The sequence below is a fragment of the Desulfotomaculum copahuensis genome (assembly GCF_001655685.1).
GTDB lineage: Bacteria > Bacillota > Desulfotomaculia > Desulfotomaculales > Desulfovirgulaceae > Desulfotomaculum_G > Desulfotomaculum_G copahuensis.
In genome coordinates, this window is record NZ_LYVF01000177.1 from 17,199 (window position 1) to 33,171 (window position 15,973).

Consider the following 15,973-nt stretch of genomic DNA (forward strand, 5'->3'; position numbering starts at 1 on the left):
CGCATACCTTTCCGGGAATGACAAATTATTCTGTGTTAATAGTATCACGGCCGGAAGGGAGGGACAATAGTCAAGGCCGGTATTGCGGGACTTTTGTCCGTTATGGCAGGAGAATTCCGGCTGCCGGCGAAATATGCCGGAAAGCTGTTGTATTAATCCAACACTGCCGGGTGGATGCCGCCGGGAAAAGTGTTTGTATGGCAGGCAGGAGCTGTTTAAACCTTATGTGGGACTTGTTGGAACATCTGAACCGGTTAACCCGGAAGCGGGGGCAAAAAGCCTGGCTGGTGGGCGGCTTTGTGCGCGATCTGATATTGGGACGGCCAGGCCGCGATGTGGATGTGGCGGTGACCGGCAGCGGAGCTGCCCTGGCCGGGGAACTGGCCGCCATGACCGGAAGCGCCTTTGTGCCCATGGATCCGGCACATGATGTTTCCCGGGTGGTCCGGAAAACAAAAGCCGGCGTGGAACAGCTGGACATCACCGGTTTGGCGCAGGTTGACCTGCTTGCCGACCTGCGCCGGCGGGATTTCACCGTTAATGCCATGGCCCTGCCCCTGGGGGATTACCTGAGCAATCCGGCGCCGACGCCGGGGCAGGGCGCGACGGTTGCGGGGAACCGGCAGGAAGAGCGTTTGAAGGGACACATTGCCGGTGATTCCGGCAAGTGTAACGGCACGGCGTGCCGCGGAAAAGAACATTTTGACGGGGGGGCTGTTTCTTACCGTGTCCGCCCCCGGGCCGGCACACCGGGAACTGTGCAACAAACCGGCCCGGCGCTGCCGCCGGACGCCCGGCTTGATCAAGATGTTTCGCCGTCGCGGCAGTATCCAACGGCAGTCCCGGAGCCCTCATCACCGGGCGAGTTGATTGGCCATGCCGCCGGTCCGGTTCCAGGTGGACTGATCGACCCCCTGGGCGGTCTCGTTGATCTGCGCCGCGGCCTGATTCGCGCCTGCGGCCCGCGTTCCATTGCCGACGACCCCCTGCGCGCCCTGCGGGCGGCCCGCTTTGCCGGGCAGGCGGGCTGGCGCATTGAGGCGGAAACGGTGCGGCTGATCCGGGCAGCCTCAATGCGCGCGGTGGCCCCGGAACGGGTGCTGGAAGAACTGGTGCACATACTGTCGCTGCCCGATGCTTGCCGGGTGATCCGGATGCTGGACGGCGAGTTGGGCATCCTGGAACAGCTTTTTCCGGAAATTGTCCCCCTGCGGCGGATGGAGCAAAACGGCCACCATGTGGATAATGTCTGGGAGCACTCCTTAAAGACGCTGCAGTGTTTCGAGACGGTTCTGGAAGAGTCCGGTTATAACCAGGGAGCAGGTGGTACGCGCAATTTTCCCCGCTATAAGCAAAGCAGTTTGGATTCGGAGATTGGAACCGTAACTGGCACTGCCCAGGGTATTTTCCAAAAAAACTCTCCCGGGACGCCGTGCCTTCCCGCCGCATCTGATGTTACGGAAGACGGCCACCGGACAGAGCCGGGAAAAGACCCCGGTTCCGGCGGTGGTTACCCGGGTGGAAACAAACGGGCCGGCAGTAGCGTATGCCTCGATCCGTCCCGGGAAGGTACCGCTGGCGGCGGGGTGGACGGGGTGGCGGGAAAGGAAGCGCACTTTCCGCCCCCGGACCCGTTCGTCTTACCCCCGCAGGTGGCCGGGCCGCTGGCCGCCTATATCAATTCCCCCCTGACCCGCGCCCGCAGCCGGCTGCCGGTATTAAAGCTAGCCTGTTTGTTTCACGATACAGGCAAGCTGACCACCCGCGCCGTAGCGGCGGACGGGCGGTTCACCTTCTACGGCCACCACACCGCCGGTGCCCCGGCGGCGGCCGCCATCGCCCGGCGCCTGCGCCTGTCCCGGCGGGAGGCGGATTTGTTGGCCGCCCTGGTGCGCGGACACATGGACCCGCTATTTTTGTACAAATCACGCCCGGTAAGCGGCCGGGCTGCCTACCGCTTTTTCCGCCGCCTGGGGGACGAGGTGCCCGGCTGTCTGCTGATCAGCCTGGCCGACATCTCATCCAGCCGCCTGGCCGCCGGGGCGGCGGCGGAAGCGGCGGCCTACCGGGACTTCATTGCCGGCATGCTGCAGCGTTACTTCAAGGAGCCGGCTGCCTCCGGCCGCTCCCGGCCGCTGTTGAGTGGCCGGGAAGTCTGCCGCCTGCTGGACATTGAACCCTCCCCCCTGGTGGGCCGGCTGCTGGAGGAACTGGCCGCCGCCCGGGCGGCCGGCGAGGTGCGCACCTGCCGGGAGGCGGAGGAGTGGGTGCGGAAGAATAAAAGTAAAATGCTTCTTGAAGATCTAACATAAACTGGTATTTAATCCTATTCCATAATTTTTTGCATTATGGGGTGAACTAGATTGACAGAAGGGAGTTTCAGCAGAAATTTAGAAAATAAATATGGCAGTAAGATTTATTTGAGCTGCTGGTTAAGTCCGCCTCAGGGTGGGCTTTTTTTGCGCAAGAATTTTTCCCACGCCCCGCGTTAAAAGATGTAATCACTGGGAATGAGGACAGGAGAGCCGGTGGACGGGTGAAAGTAAGGTGTATCATATGGGCGGCCAGCCCAAAGAAAGAAAATTCATCATTCTGCGTCAAGATTTTCAAAGTTGGGAGGACTTGAACAAATCAAAAAGAAAGAATTAAGTAGGAGTATTTTACTTAAAAACAGGTCTTCTGTCACACCAATGGTTATGCAGATTTTAAAATGAGAGGGTGGTATTAATGGATAAAAACAAAACTTTCCTAAACGGTGGGGCGTAGTAAATGACCGGGGCGGGCATCGGCACTGCAGCGTCCGGCTGGATTGGGGCGGGCATCGGCAGGAACACCGGGAAATTTTCGGTGTGCCGGGTGCAGCCGTAGGGGCGCTGATTGGCGCAGTGATCGGTACGATTGACGGAACACAAAATTCCGGGGACGATCAGCATTAAAAAGCGAGCGAAAAAATTTTCCTCCGACAGGAGGTTGTCGCTCATATCCGGTAGACTTTATATGAATTTAAGTCTGCCTGTGTCCTGCCGGCAAGGCATCCCGCGTCCGGTTGCGGTTGGGGATGTGTATTTGCCGGTATAACACCGGAGAAAAAGGTGATTGAAGTTGAAGAAAACGCTGGTTACCTTTATCGGCACCGGTAAATATAGTGAAACGACTTATCTGAATGATAAAGTTAGTGCAAAAACAAAGTATTTTCCGGTTGTGGCTGCCTTTCTTGCCTCCCCGGAGCGAATACTGGTGGCCCAGACCACGGAAGCAAGGGAGATGCACTGGGAGTCCCTGCGTAAGGAATTACTCGAACGGGGATTGCCAGAGCCGGAGGAGTTGTCCATTCCCAGTGGAAAAACAACTGCCGAATTGTGGGAAATATTCAGGAGAATCATGGCAGCAGTAGAAGGGGAAAATGAAGTTGTTTTTGACATTACCCATGCCTTTCGTGCCATTCCCCTGATTTCTTTTCTCAGTGTGGCCTATTTAAAATTTGTCCGGGGAATTAACATCACTGGTTTATATTACGGTGCCTATGAGGCCAGGGACAAGGAAAAAGAGATCAGCCCAATATTTGATCTGACCGGTTTTTGCGAACTGCTGGACTGGATTGTGGGTGTCAACACCTTTGTCAATTACGGTGCGGCACAGGAACTGGGCGGTCTGCTGCGGCGGGCGCAAAGAGCGAAAAAAATGGCCGGGGGTACAGGGCGCTGCGAATTGAACAGGTTCGGGCAGTTAATCAGCGGAATCTCTGATGCCCTGTTGACTGTGCGCCCTTTTGAGGTACTGGAAAAAACCACGCAACTGGAAAAATACCGGGCCGGTTCGGAATTAAGACAGCAACTGGAAAACGATATTCAAAACTGGGCACCGCCGTTCGGTATGCTGCTGGATCAACTGTTGAGTGATTATCTTCCTTTTGCCGGAGACAAAGATCATACAAAGGAATTAAACTTGCAAAGGCAACTGGAGATGATCCGCTGGTATGTGCATAGACAGTATATTCCCCAGGCACTTTCCTTGATGCGTGAGCTGGTAATCAGTGAGCAAATGCGCCGTTATGGCAGGCTGGCGAAAGCTTTGGATGTAGATTTGCGGGAAGAGTTTTCAAAAAGGCTACATGATCAAATAAAAAACAAAACGCCGCTGGGCAATTTATGGAGCCGCCTGCCCAATTTGCGCAACGATGTAGATCATGCCGGATGGCGCACGGATTCCATGCAGGCTCAAAAAATAATGCGTCAAACAAAGGAATGCCTTGCTTTTCTGGAAGAATATTTCAGGCAGGAAGTAGAGTTTCAACCGGAAAGGACGGATCAGGAACCAACAGTGTTGTTCAGCGCCCTGGGCATGTCTCCGGGGTTACTCTACACGGCGATCAAGCGGGTTGAGCCGGATTTCCTGCTGGTGCTTACCTCGCGGAAAGCAGCCGCTGCCCTGGATGAGATCCTGGCGCGCGCCGGCTACACCGGCAGGCATGAAGTAATCACCATCACCGACCCTCATACCAGTTTTGACCAGGTAGCGGAAGTACTGGCGAAAGTAAAACAATCTCTTGCTGGCCTACCCCGGTATCACCTGTATATAAACCTGACCGGCGGTACCACCTGCCTGCAATATATCATTTCCCGGGCGGGCAAGGCGTCAACGGACACATATGCGGCAACAACCACCGTGGCCATGATCGATCGCCGGCCGGCAGCGGAACAAAGGGAGAACCCATATGCATTGGGTGAAATGGTGGTGGTGGAGAGCAATGAGATGGGTTTGCGCTTTAATGAATGAGTACCGGGAATAATGCAGGAGGTGAGAAGCGAACGATGAATGAGCTGGTGGCGACTTACAAATTGACCACCCCTTTATTCATGGCCGGAGCAGATCAAACGGGTGCCGAGATGCGCGCTCCCTCGATCAAGGGCGCCCTGCGCTTCTGGTACCGGGCTATTGCTTTGTCTCAATTAGGCAGTTGGCAGGAGGTGCAGGAAAAGGAGCGCAAGATATTTGGCAGTTCTAAAACCGGGCAGGGGCGGTTTTTGATTACGGTTGAAAGAAAAGGGTTATCCAGCTCGAAAACCTTTGATTTTAAACACGATCAGGCGGGCATTGTCTATCTTGGTTATGGTTTGAAAGACGCCCAAAGAAAATATTTTGAACCAGGTGCTAGCATCACTGTTAAGCTGCTTTTTAAGCCGGGTTCCGGTGAAGAGACGGTTGAGCCGGTAATGAAGGCATTGATCGCCCTGGGTCTGTTCGGCGGGCTCGGTGCCCGCGCTCGGAACGGCCTGGGTTCAGTGGCGATTACTTCTTTACAAATCGATGGTGTTGAAAAATGGGACAACCCAAAAGATGAAAAAGAGCTAAAAAAAAAGATTGCAGAATTTGTGCAAAGCCTTGCTCCATTGCCGGCGGAGTTACCAGCCTATACCGCTTTTAGTGCGCAAACCCGTATTGACGTGGCTGGTGCTGACCGCGATCCGGTCAAATTGCTGGATGACATCGGCAAAAAAATGATGGTCTACCGGCGGGATATTAAGAGCGATTCCGCTTTGATCAGGAAGTTCCTGAGTGGTGGTGATATATCCGCCCATCCATACCGGGTGGCCTTCGGCCTGCCGCATAATTACTTTTTTAAATCCGATGGTAATAAAGCAAATGTTAATGCCGTTCAAAGGGAGCGCCGGGCCGGCCCCCTGTTTATCCATGTCCACGCCCTGGCCGGCGGGCGGTATGCGGCAGTACTTACCCTGTTGCCGGCGGAATTTCTGCCCGCGGAAGAACAAATAAAAATAACCGGCTCCGGCAGGGATAAAAAGTTACCGTGCCGGGTGGATTACGGGGTTATTGAAAAGTTTATGCTGCAGTTTCCCAACCGGTTGGAGGTGAGACCTTGAAAACAATGCATTTCACCCTGGGGCCGGTGCAGGGGTTTGTGGCCCAGGCCCGGCGTACACGGGATCTATATGCCGGATCCTTCTTGCTTTCTTATCTGGCCGGGCAGGCCATGTATGCCGTTATTAAGGACAGAGGAAGAATTATTTTCCCGGACGTTTACGATGAAAAAGATGAAGTCAGTGATCCCATTTTAAAAGCTATCAAGACCATGAACGAAGAGAAAAAGATAATTGCTCCCGTTCCAAAGATCGGTACATTGCCCAACCGTTTTAAGGCGCAAGTTCCGGGTGATTTTGATCCTGGTTTATGCCGGCAGGCCGTGCTTGATTCCTGGCGCAGCATCGCCGCTGAGGTGTGGAAGAGATATGTCAGTAAAGTAGCCGAAGAAAATGGTAAAGGGGTCAAGGAGATCTGGGACCGACAGGTGGAGGGTTTCTGGGAGATCAATTGGGTCATAGGTGAGGATAACAGCCTGCTTGACCGGCGCAAAAACTGGCGCAGCCACGTGCCGACCGTGGAAGCGGGGGATAAGTGCACGGTCATGGGCAACCTGCAGGAGCTTTCCGGCTACATCCGCACCCAAAAGGAGCAGCGGAAGTTCTGGGAGACGCTGCGTAAGGAATTGCCCGGACTGGAACTCAGACCCGATGAACGGTTGTGTGCCGTCGCTTTGATTAAGCGGTTATACCCGCTGGTAGCCAAAGAAACCATCGGCTGGGAACTGCCCCGCTACTATCCGTCCACCTCTTACATGGCCGCGGTGCACTGGATTGCCCGTACTATTGAACAAAAACCGGACTGGGCTGAGAAATTCGCCGACCGGGCTGGAAAGATGAACCGGGAGTACGGAGCGCGTTTCCAATGCATCGCTGCCGCGATGGACAAGCAGCCACGGGCGGCCGGCCTGGCCCGCCTGGACGGCAATTGCTTTTATGCCAGTACACTGGAAAACGACAGGCTGTGGCCGGAAGATAACTCCGTCCGCAGGGAGGAGTTGCGCGAACTGCTCAGGGAGTACGGGGAAAAGCCATCCCCTTTTTATGCCCTGCTGCTCATGGACGGCGACCAGTTAGGGGCCTTGTTGCAAGCCGACAAGGAGAGTGACGGCGCGCAAATCAGCCGGGCGCTGTTGGATTTCAGCAAGCAAGTTGGGGAAAATGTTCAAGCGCATAATGGCATCACCATTTACGCCGGCGGCGATGACGTATTGGCCTTGCTGCCCCTGGAGGACGCTCTGGCAGCGGCGGTGGCTCTACATAATAGTTATAAGGCTGTTTTTCAAAATGCTGCCATAGAAAAGGCCACTATTTCCGGGACGATCATCTACGCCCACCATCACGCCCCGCTTAAATCCGTGCTGGCGAAGCTGCATGACCTGCTGGATAAAGTAGCCAAAGACGAGACCGGCCGCGACAGTCTGGCCGTGTGCGTTTGGAAAGGGGCCGGCCCGGTGCTCACCTGGTCTGCACCCTGGGCTGCGTTGCTGGAGGAACCGGGATGTCTGGAGCAGACAAACCAGGAACAGTCAAATTTAATTGACCAGCTGGTTGATGCTTTTGTGGCTGGAGACAATAAAACTGGGGAATACAATAGTTCCTTTTTCTATAATATCCGCTCCCGGTTTGAAATTTTGGCGGATGAGAAGAAAGATACTGACCGGGCTTCTTCCCGGTTGACTGCCGGCGGGGAGCAAGGATTGTTGAAAAAAGAGGAAGATATCGTGAAATTACTCACGGCGGAATATTTGAAAAGCAGGGCGCGGGAGGAAGGCGGCCTGTCCACAGACATGGTCGAAAAGCGCATGCGGAACCTGCTGCGCCTGTGCCGCCGCTCCTGGCGGGAAAACGGCAGCCTCTTGATAGCAAAAGGCCCGCTGACAGTGGATGGAGCGCTTTTGGTTCGCTTCCTGGCCACAAAGGGGGTGCGGGATTAAGATGGATTTTAGTGGCAGGCTCTGGTTATTCAGGGCGATGGATACGTTTTTCTTCCGCGATGCTTCTCCCTTTAATGCCGGGGAGGGCGGTCAGACCGGGGCACGGAGCATGTTTCCGCCTTTTATGAGCACCTTGCAGGGCGCCGTACGCATCACCCTGGCCGCGGAAAGGGGCTGGGCACCCGAACGGCCGGAGGAATGGCCGCCGGAACTGGGGACGCCCGATGACCTGGGTCGGGTCGAGCTGCGCGGGCCTTACCTGCTCAAGGGGGAAGTTCTTCTATTCCCAATGTCGCTGCACATCCTGCATAAAGAAGATCCCGCCGGCGGGAAAGGTACTTATGCCCGTCTTAAGCCGGGTGAAGAGGTCAAATGCGATCTGGGACGGGTACGTCTGCCTGTATCGCAAAACAGTCTGTCCGGGGCAAAACCACTGGAAGATGCCTGGCTGGATGTGGAAGGCATGCAGGACGTATTGAACGGCGGGCTGCCCGGTAGTAATCATGTTTACCGCACCGATAGACTGTGGCGGGAAGAAAACCGGGTGGGCATTGAACGGGATAAAAAAAGCCGCACCGCCGCGGAGAAAAAGCTGTACTCCTGTGTGCATATACGTCCGCAAAAAGAGCTTGTGCTGGCTGTGCTGGTCAGTGGTATTCCAGAAGACTGGCATCCCGGTGCTGGCCGGGTTGTGCGCCTGGGCGGCGAGGGCAGAATGGCCCGGGTGGAGGTTAAACGGCAGGGGGTGGAGCTGCCGGACGCTCCGGAATTAAAACCGGCTGGTGGAGTGGTGCGCTTCACAGTGACCCTGATCACACCCGGCCGGTATGCGGTTGAAAAGATGCCCGAAGTAATCAGAAAGGGTCCGCCCGGTGTGCCAGGGGAATGCGTCAGTGCCTGCATCGGGAAATTGCTCACGGTGGGCGGCTGGGATTCATTGAAGCGCCGTTCCCGCCCGGCTGAACCGGTTATTCCAGCCGGGAGCACCTGGTTTTTTGAAGCGAACGAGAGCGATCTGGCGGAAATCATGTCCCTGCACAGAAAAACAGACGGTACTAACTGGGGATATGGCCAAATGCTGCTGGGAAGATGGGAGGAATAACATATGAAATCCGTTATTATGGGTTTGCTGGCGGAAACTGCTTTACATCCGGGAACAGAACAAAGTGCCGGGGTAATCGATTTGCCCGTGGCCCGGGAAGCAGTCAACGGTTATCCAGTGCTTGTCGGTTCCAGCTTAAAAGGTGCTTTGAGGGATCTGGCGGAACAGAACTGGGGGGAGAAAAACTCGCGGGTGGAAAGCATCTTCGGCAAACAGGATAACGCCGGGGCGGTGGCCGTGACCGACGCCCGGTTACTGCTTTTGCCAGCGCGTTCACTGACCGGCCACTATAAATGGGTGACCTGCCCGTACCTGCTGGAACGCTACCAGCGCGACCGGGAACTGGTTGGTATGCCTTATGATTTTAATATACCAGAAGTAAAGAAAGAGCAGGCTATGATCCACGCTGACGGTAAAAGTGATCAGCAAGATGCTTTTTTCCTGGAAGAGCTGGTTTTCAATGTAAAGCGGCAGGACCTGTCCAGTTTAATCAACAGCGTTTCCGGGCTGATCAGCCACCAATCGGTCCAAAACCGGCTGGCCGGCCAGCTGGCGGTGATCAGTGATGACGACTTTGCCTATTTTGCCCAGTATGGCCTGCAGGTTAACGCCCGCAATGTTCTGGACAATAAGAGCAAAACCAGCAAAAACCTCTGGTATGAAGAAACCATTCCGCCGGACAGTCTGTTTTACGCCCTGCTCATTCCCCGTCCGGGGGCGGATGATGTGCTGACAGAGTTACAGAAGCTGTTCACTGCACGACCTTACCTGCAGGTAGGCGGTAATGAAACGGTCGGCCAGGGCTGGTGCGCAGTGACCTGGCTGGCTGGGAAGGATGGTGGGCGATGAGCAGGACGCTGGAGCAGAAACGGGCCGCCCATGCGCTGGAAAAGGTGGAGCAGATAAAAAAGTTGCATGAAGATGAACAGAAAAAATATTCTTCATATGTTAAAAGTCTGCCGGCCGCCATTTTAATGAACGGGCTGGGACAGGCCGCCGCCGGCCTTTTGGCGCGGGCTAAGGGCAAACCGGAGGACATGCACGCCATGCTATTCGCTCACCTGGAGGAATGGCTCTGCCGGAAGAATGAAAACTCCCCTTACCAGGGAGGGGAAGGACTTATTGTGGCCATCACCGCCCGGGATCGCAATGCCTACCTGCGTGCCCAGGTAGAGGCGCTGGCCTGGCTGCAGTGGCTAAAAAAATTTGCCACGGCCTATTTAAAGCAGCCGGAGGGGGATGAGGATTGATGCTGCCGTTATATAACCACGGGCGTGTTATTCCGGGAAAATTGCCTGCCGGCGCTCATACGGGGCTTTGGTATGATAAATTTGGGGCGCAGTGGCAAAAGGAAAACGATAAATGGACATTTGAGAAGTTAAGTTGGATAAAGACAGTTACTGACGGCCGGGTCGGCCGGGCGGAACTGATCGCTGAAATGAAGAAGCGCCTGCTTCAGCTGGCCGTCTCCCGGGGCGGAAAGGTATGCTTCTTCAAAACAAGCGGCCGTTTTGTCACCGGCCTGGGCCGGGAGCACCCGGTAGAAAACGGCTTTACCTGGCATTTCCTGCTCGGCGCACCCTTTCTGCCCGGTTCTTCCGTCAAAGGCCTGGTGCGGGCCTGGGTCGGGAATTGGCAGCAGGATGAGGGTAATGTCATTAACCGGATTTTCGGTCCGGATGGAAAAAAGGAGCGGGTAGGGCGTGACTTTGACCCTTGCGATAGCAAAGCAAGAAACGTGGGCAGTGTCATCTTTTTCGACGCCCTGCCGGTCGAACCGGTCAAGCTGGAAGCGGATGTAATGACCCCTCACTATACTAAATATTACCAGAGAAACGAGCCGCCCGCTGACTGGCACAGCCCCAATCCCATCCCCTTTTTAACCGTGGCCGGCGAACAGTCTTTTGTTTTTGCGCTCGCCCCCAGGCGGCCGGAAAATAAAGATGATCAGGCGGATGTGGAGTTGGCGGCCGGATGGCTGGCGGAGGCTCTGGCCGCAATAGGCGCCGGGGCCAAAACAGCGGTTGGCTACGGGCGTTTCATCAGGGATCAAAGAAAAGAAGCGGACTGGAAACAAGAGCAGGAACGGGCCAGACAGCAGGAGGAAGAAAAAAAGCACGCCGCTGCTTTAGCTGCCCTGAGCCCCGTGCGCAGGGAAATGGAGGCGGACGGTTACAGCACGGATGAGAATAAGTTCATGCAGCTAATGACCGAAAAGTGGCTTAAACAAATGGAGTCTCCGGATGCCGCTCCGGAAACACGCCAGGAAATAGCCAGCCTGCTGGCCGGCTGGTATCAGAGAAACAAACCCGACATGTGGGAAAAACCGAATAAGAAAAATAAGGAAAAGATCGGCAGGATTAAAAATGTCCTGCAGTTTTGATACGGAGAGGGATAATTGAAAATGAAGCTTTGTCTTTTGGGGTGGGCGCTTCTATAGCTTCTCCGCCTGCTGGAAAAAGGGCGGCCCTATCGCCGCCCGAAATATTTTTCCAGCCAGTGGAAAAGCGCATCCCCGGCCGGCCGGTAACAGCCGGTGAACTGGTGGTCGCCGTCTTTGATCCAGACCAGTTCCCGGGGTTCTCCGGCCGCGTTGTAGATTAACTGTGCGTCGCTGGGTGGCACCACGGCGTCTTTCAATCCCTGGGTCACCAGCAGGGGGCGGGGGGACAGGCGGGCTGCGTCGCCGGGCACGTCGTAAAGTGACAGGTCGCGGAAAAATTCCCGGTGCAGATAAACAATCCCGTCCCCGCTGGACAGGGGCACCGGTTTCGCCGGGTCTTCCGGCAGCTCCGGGGCGAAGCCGTGGAAAAGTTTGATCAGGCGGGCCGGGGCGGCCCAGGTGCACACGCCGGCCACCCGTTTGTCCCGGGCGCCCTGGCAGATTACGGTGGAGCCGCCGAAACTGCGGCCCATGGTGACCACCTGGCGGAATCCCTGTGCCTGCGCCCAGTCCACCGCCCGGCTCAGGTCGTCGATTTGCCCGCTGAGGGTGAGGTCGCTGAACTCGCCGCCGCTTTCACCGTTGCCGGAAAAATCGAAAACCAGCACGGCCCGGCCCCGCCGGGCGAGTTCCTCGCCCAGGGCCAGCGCCCGGCCGCCGCCTTCCTTGGAGCCGGTGAAACCGTGGCAGATAATGACTATTCTTTCCGTGATCCCGGAGGGCCGGCACAATAGACCGGCCAGAGGCAGGCCGCGGGAATTGGTAAAACGGATTTTTTGCCAGGCCGGTTCTTTTTTGAGCATAAAGACATCCCTCTTTCGATGTTATAGATCTTTCTTTTCCTATACATGCGCCGGGCAACTTTTCCCGGCAGCCCCGGGCGGTTAAATAACCACTGGCGGCGTAACTGAAAGCAACCGGCCGTTGATGTCACAGCGGGATGCCTTGTCCAACGCCGGGAAAGAATGCGGCTGCTTTTCCGGGCGGGAAAATTTTCATATTCAGGGCAGGGATTCCGGCTCCGGCAAAGAAAATACATTTGATGAACGGCTGGTTTCGGGACATGCTATTCCGGAAACAAAATTTAAGGAGGAGTTTTTATGCTGCCGGAAAAACTACTGCAGGCACTGAACGAACAGATTACCTATGAATTATATTCCGCCCATCTTTATTTGTCCATGGCCGCCTATTGCGCCGGGGAGGAACTGAACGGCTTTGTCAACTTCTTCAAGGTGCAGACGGAGGAAGAAAAGTTTCACGCCATGAAGTTCTTTGATTTCATCAACGATCGGAACGGCCGGGTGAGACTGGGCGGACTGGATGAGCCGCCCGCTGATTTTGCCTCCCTGCCGGCTGTCTTTGAAAAGGCCTATGCTCACGAGCAGATGGTGACGGGGCGGATTTACCGTTTGATGGACATTGCCACCGAAGAGAAGGAGCATGCCACAATCAGCTTTCTCAAGTGGTTCATCGACGAGCAGGTGGAGGAGGAATCCACCTTTAATGGGATTATTGTCAAGCTCAAGCGCATCAGCGACGACTCCACCGGTCTTTACAACCTGGATGCCGAACTGGCCACCCGGGTCTTTACGCCGCCCGCACCCACGGTCTGAGGGAATAAGCCGGATGCCGCTGCCCAAGCTTTGATTTGAAGGAGGTCTTATGCATGGCCGGATTGTTCACCCCCCTGGAAACAGCCAAACTGCAGTTGAAGAACCGGATTGTCATGCCCCCCATGGCCAATTATTTGTGCCCGGAAAGCGGGCAGATGAGCGATGCCCTGATTGAGCACTACAACCGGCGGGCGGAGGCGGCGGTAGCCCTGCTCATTGTGGAGCACAGCTATGTACGCCCCGACGGCCGGGCGAACAAAAAGCAGCTGGGCATTCACGACGACGCCATGGTGCCCGGGTTGAAGCGCCTGGTTGATGAGGTGCACCGGCGCGGCGCCAAAACAGGCATTCAGATCACCCACGCCGGCAGCAATACCAGTGCCGCTGTGCTCGGCCGGCCGCCCCTGGCCCCCTCGGCGGTGCCCCATCCCGCCGCCGGCGGGGAGATGCCGCAGGAGCTTTCCACCGCGGATATGGCCGCGTTGAAGGGGGCTTTTGCCGCCGCCGCCCGGCGGGCCAAAGAGGCCGGTTTTGACATGGTGGAAATCCACGGCGCCCACGGCTACCTTTTGAACCAGTTTTTCTCCCCCCTGACCAACCGGCGCACGGATGAATACGGCGGTTCCTTCGAAAAGCGCCTACGCTTTCCGCTGGAGGTGGTGGAGGCGGTGCGCCGGGCGGTGGGGGACGACTACTGCGTCTTCTGCCGTTTCGGCGCGGATGACCGGATGCCCGGCGGCCTGACGACGGAAGACGCGCGCCGGGCCGCCCCGGCACTGGCGGAGGCCGGGGTGGACGTGCTGGACCTTTCCGGCGGCCTGTGCGGGGCCAGGTTGGACGGCAGCGGCTTTTTCGTCTATCTGGCGGAGGCGGTCAAGCCGGCGGTGAATGTGCCCGTGCTGGTCACCGGCGGCCTGGGCGACCCCGTGCTGGCCAATGCCGTGATCGCCGAAGGCAAGGCCGACCTGGTGGGCATCGGGCGCGCCCTGCTGGCTGATCCGGAGTGGGCGCTCAAGGCGCAGGCGGCGTTGAGCTGATCCCGTCCACAATGGCCACGCCGCTGCTGGTGCCCAGGCGGGTGGCGCCGGCGGCGATCATGGCCAGCGCCTGATCGATGGTGCGAATGCCGCCGGCCGCCTTCACGCCCATGGCGGCGGGGATGCTCCGGCGCAGCAGGGCGACGTCCGCCGCGGTGGCGCCGGCCGGTCCGAAGCCGGTGCTTGTTTTGACAAAGTGCGCGCCAGCTTGTCCGGCCAGACGGCAGGCGCGCACTTTTTCTTCTTCCGTCAGGTAGCCTGTTTCCAGAATCACCTTGACCAGCCCGTCCTGCTTTACTGCCTTTATCGCCGCGACCACTCCCCGGATGTCGGCCTCCACCAGGGCGTCGTCTCCATCCTTCAGCGCGCCGATGTTCAATACCATGTCCACTTCGGCGGCCCCCGCGCTTGCCGCCTGCCGGGCCTCCTGCGCCTTTGTTTCCGGCGTGTTCGCCCCCAGGGGAAAGCCGGTCACGGTGCACACGGCCACCGGCGAACCGGTCAGAAAGCGGGCGGCTGTGGCCACGTGCACCGGGTTGACGCATACGGCGGCAAAACCGTCCCGCACCGCCTCGATGCAGAGCCGCCGGATGTCTTCCGTGCCGGCGGTGGGTTTGAGCAATGTGTGGTCGATCATGGCGGCCAGTTGCCGTTTGCTTAAATCCATTACATAAACTCTCCTTCAGTTGAACTCTCTGTTCTAATTATAGACCGCACCGTCTCTTTCCTGCCGGTGAAGCTTCCTCACGCGCAGTTTTCAATAATTTTTACCTGAAAGGTCATATTTTTGCCTGATTGCTCAACTTGTTACGATAAGGACGGGAAAAATGATAAAATTAACCGGTACGGGAGGTGGTACGGATGGCGGAAACTACGGCCGGTGAGCCGGATTTCTCCGGTATGACCGGCCGGGTGCCGGTCCCGCGGCAGTTTGACCCGTGCCGAACATGGCATGTACTCGGACATCCAGTCACACCCCCGCTGTCATACAGCATTTAAACCGAGGCTATTAAAAATTTCTGGCAGGATTTTTGCGTTCCGTAGCGAAATCTTCATTAAAAAGATAAGCATGTTAACTATTCGGGCGACATATTTTTACGGGAGGGATAATTTTATGAAAATCATTGCCCTTTGCGGCAGTCCGCGCCGCTCACACACCCGCACGGGCCAGTTGACCAGGGAACTGCTGGCCGGGGCGGCCGCCGCCGGCGCTGAAACGGAGTATGTGGACATCGGCCAGTTGAAGCTGCATTTCTGTCTGGCCTGCGACAAGTGTCACGAACTGGGCCATTGTGTGCAGAAGGACGATTTCGAACCGTTTATGGAAAAGGTGCTGGCCGCCGACGGATTTGTGCTGGCCAGTCCGGTTTATTGCTACCAGGTTTCGGCGCAATTGAAGGTGTTCATTGACCGCCTGGGTCGCTACATTCACTGTCAGAAACTGCTGGGCAAGTACGGCGCCGTGGTGGCTACCGCCGGCGGCGACGGTCAGGAGCAAACGACCGATTACCTGAGCTTTATGCTGCTGCAACTGGGGGCGCAAACTTCCGGGCGGCTGGCTGTGACGCTGGAGGAAGACGGTCCGGTGCCGGCCGGTTCCCCCCTGCTGGCGCAGGCCCGGCAGACAGGGGCGGATCTGGTCAGGGCAATCAAAGAAAAAACGGAATACCCCGAACAGCGGCAGGCGCAGGAAGGCATCCGGGCCTATTTCTGTGATGTGGTGAACCGGCGCCGGGACCGCTGGCCGGCCGAATACGAATATTTCAAACAACAGGGCTGGCTGTAAACGGCATTAAAACTGTAAACGCTATCAGGAGTCCGGCCATCTTTACCGGGGGCCGGATTTTCATTTTGTGCGCTGCCGGCAAAGGAATAAAACAAACAACTGTCGTATTAGTCATCTACCGCCAGTTTTGTTGTCATCCACCGGTGCGGTGCCATGTTGCGGATCATAGCGCCAAA

At 56.8% G+C, this 15,973-nt stretch carries 14 protein-coding genes; 11 read left to right on the plus strand and 3 right to left on the minus strand.

The features are described 5' to 3' along the window. Positions 1–224 precede the first annotated feature (224 nt). Entirely contained in the window at positions 225–2,312 is a 2,088-nt protein-coding gene (locus tag A6M21_RS13555) for a tRNA nucleotidyltransferase/poly(A) polymerase-related protein (RefSeq protein WP_066669721.1), read from the plus strand. A gap of 393 nt (positions 2,313–2,705) precedes the next feature. Here the strand turns inward: A6M21_RS13555 and A6M21_RS13560 are convergent, their stop codons facing one another. Beyond that, the gene (locus A6M21_RS13560; RefSeq protein WP_066669723.1) at positions 2,706–2,981 is read right to left on the minus strand and encodes a hypothetical protein; all 276 of its coding nucleotides are present in this window, start codon (positions 2,979–2,981) and stop codon (positions 2,706–2,708) included. A 115-nt stretch (positions 2,982–3,096) separates the two neighbouring features. Here A6M21_RS13560 and csx2 point away from each other — a divergent pair, with 115 nt between their 5' ends. From csx2 to cmr6, 7 genes are read left to right on the plus strand one after another with little or no spacing between them, the layout of a single operon-like run. Continuing rightward, positions 3,097–4,776 carry a TIGR02221 family CRISPR-associated protein gene (gene csx2, locus A6M21_RS13565; protein ID WP_078060694.1) on the plus strand — a complete coding sequence of 560 codons (1,680 nt, stop codon included), beginning with the start codon at positions 3,097–3,099 and terminating at the stop codon, positions 4,774–4,776. Between the two features lie 35 nt (positions 4,777–4,811). Next, positions 4,812–5,882 carry a type III-B CRISPR module RAMP protein Cmr1 gene (cmr1, locus tag A6M21_RS13570; protein WP_066669727.1) on the plus strand — a complete coding sequence of 357 codons (1,071 nt, stop codon included), beginning with the start codon at positions 4,812–4,814 and terminating at the stop codon, positions 5,880–5,882. 5 nt (positions 5,883–5,887) lie between these two features. Then, a complete protein-coding gene (gene cas10, locus A6M21_RS13575) occupies positions 5,888–7,816 on the plus strand; it encodes a type III-B CRISPR-associated protein Cas10/Cmr2 (protein WP_066669765.1) in 1,929 nt (642 codons plus the stop codon). 1 nt (position 7,817) lies between these two features. Next, the gene (locus tag A6M21_RS13580; protein WP_066669729.1) at positions 7,818–8,918 is read left to right on the plus strand and encodes a type III-B CRISPR module-associated protein Cmr3; all 1,101 of its coding nucleotides are present in this window, start codon (positions 7,818–7,820) and stop codon (positions 8,916–8,918) included. A 3-nt stretch (positions 8,919–8,921) separates the two neighbouring features. After that, complete coding sequence (gene cmr4 / locus A6M21_RS13585; RefSeq protein WP_066669731.1) at positions 8,922–9,767, plus strand: type III-B CRISPR module RAMP protein Cmr4; 846 nt, start codon at positions 8,922–8,924, stop codon at positions 9,765–9,767. Further along, entirely contained in the window at positions 9,764–10,168 is a 405-nt protein-coding gene (gene cmr5, locus A6M21_RS13590; RefSeq protein ID WP_066669733.1) for a type III-B CRISPR module-associated protein Cmr5, read from the plus strand. Before cmr4 ends, cmr5 begins: the two co-directional genes overlap by 4 nt. Further along, positions 10,168–11,301: a type III-B CRISPR module RAMP protein Cmr6 gene (cmr6, locus tag A6M21_RS13595; RefSeq protein ID WP_066669735.1), complete on the plus strand. Its 1,134-nt coding sequence runs from the start codon at positions 10,168–10,170 to the stop codon at positions 11,299–11,301. Before cmr5 ends, cmr6 begins: the two co-directional genes overlap by 1 nt. Before the next feature lie 86 nt (positions 11,302–11,387). Here cmr6 and A6M21_RS13600 read toward each other — a convergent pair whose 3' ends face one another. Next, positions 11,388–12,164, minus strand: coding sequence for an alpha/beta hydrolase (locus A6M21_RS13600; RefSeq protein ID WP_066669737.1), 777 nt, complete (start codon positions 12,162–12,164; stop codon positions 11,388–11,390). A 297-nt stretch (positions 12,165–12,461) separates the two neighbouring features. Between A6M21_RS13600 and A6M21_RS13610 the strand changes: the two genes are divergently transcribed. Together A6M21_RS13610 and A6M21_RS13615 are read left to right on the plus strand one after the other, a co-directional pair. Next, positions 12,462–12,974, plus strand: a complete 513-nt coding sequence (locus A6M21_RS13610; RefSeq protein ID WP_066669741.1) for a ferritin — start codon at positions 12,462–12,464, stop codon at positions 12,972–12,974. Between the two features lie 53 nt (positions 12,975–13,027). Next, on the plus strand, positions 13,028–14,011 hold the full coding sequence (locus tag A6M21_RS13615; RefSeq protein ID WP_066669743.1) for an NADH:flavin oxidoreductase: 984 nt from the start codon (positions 13,028–13,030) through the stop codon (positions 14,009–14,011). Here the strand turns inward: A6M21_RS13615 and deoC are convergent. Then, on the minus strand, positions 13,986–14,678 hold the full coding sequence (deoC, locus tag A6M21_RS13620) for a deoxyribose-phosphate aldolase (RefSeq protein WP_066669745.1): 693 nt from the start codon (positions 14,676–14,678) through the stop codon (positions 13,986–13,988). The genes A6M21_RS13615 and deoC overlap by 26 nt on opposite strands. A 447-nt stretch (positions 14,679–15,125) precedes the next feature. Between deoC and A6M21_RS13625 the strand changes: the two genes are divergently transcribed. Continuing rightward, positions 15,126–15,797: a flavodoxin family protein gene (locus tag A6M21_RS13625; protein WP_066669746.1), complete on the plus strand. Its 672-nt coding sequence runs from the start codon at positions 15,126–15,128 to the stop codon at positions 15,795–15,797. The last annotated feature ends 176 nt before the right edge of the window (positions 15,798–15,973 follow it).

Excerpts from the sequence above, each read along its gene's own strand:
- A6M21_RS13555 (WP_066669721.1), top strand. The coding sequence starts at position 225 with ATGTGGGACTTGTTGGAACATCTGAACCGGTTAACCCGGAAGCGGGGG.
- A6M21_RS13560 (WP_066669723.1), bottom strand. The coding sequence starts at position 2,981 with ATGAGCGACAACCTCCTGTCGGAGGAAAATTTTTTCGCTCGCTTTTTA.
- cmr1 (WP_066669727.1), top strand. The coding sequence starts at position 4,812 with ATGAATGAGCTGGTGGCGACTTACAAATTGACCACCCCTTTATTCATG.
- cas10 (WP_066669765.1), top strand. The coding sequence starts at position 5,888 with ATGCATTTCACCCTGGGGCCGGTGCAGGGGTTTGTGGCCCAGGCCCGG.
- A6M21_RS13580 (WP_066669729.1), top strand. The coding sequence starts at position 7,818 with ATGGATTTTAGTGGCAGGCTCTGGTTATTCAGGGCGATGGATACGTTT.
- cmr4 (WP_066669731.1), top strand. The coding sequence starts at position 8,922 with ATGAAATCCGTTATTATGGGTTTGCTGGCGGAAACTGCTTTACATCCG.
- cmr5 (WP_066669733.1), top strand. The coding sequence starts at position 9,764 with ATGAGCAGGACGCTGGAGCAGAAACGGGCCGCCCATGCGCTGGAAAAG.
- cmr6 (WP_066669735.1), top strand. The coding sequence starts at position 10,168 with ATGCTGCCGTTATATAACCACGGGCGTGTTATTCCGGGAAAATTGCCT.
- A6M21_RS13600 (WP_066669737.1), bottom strand. The coding sequence starts at position 12,164 with ATGCTCAAAAAAGAACCGGCCTGGCAAAAAATCCGTTTTACCAATTCC.
- A6M21_RS13610 (WP_066669741.1), top strand. The coding sequence starts at position 12,462 with ATGCTGCCGGAAAAACTACTGCAGGCACTGAACGAACAGATTACCTAT.
- A6M21_RS13615 (WP_066669743.1), top strand. The coding sequence starts at position 13,028 with ATGGCCGGATTGTTCACCCCCCTGGAAACAGCCAAACTGCAGTTGAAG.
- deoC (WP_066669745.1), bottom strand. The coding sequence starts at position 14,678 with ATGGATTTAAGCAAACGGCAACTGGCCGCCATGATCGACCACACATTG.
- A6M21_RS13625 (WP_066669746.1), top strand. The coding sequence starts at position 15,126 with ATGAAAATCATTGCCCTTTGCGGCAGTCCGCGCCGCTCACACACCCGC.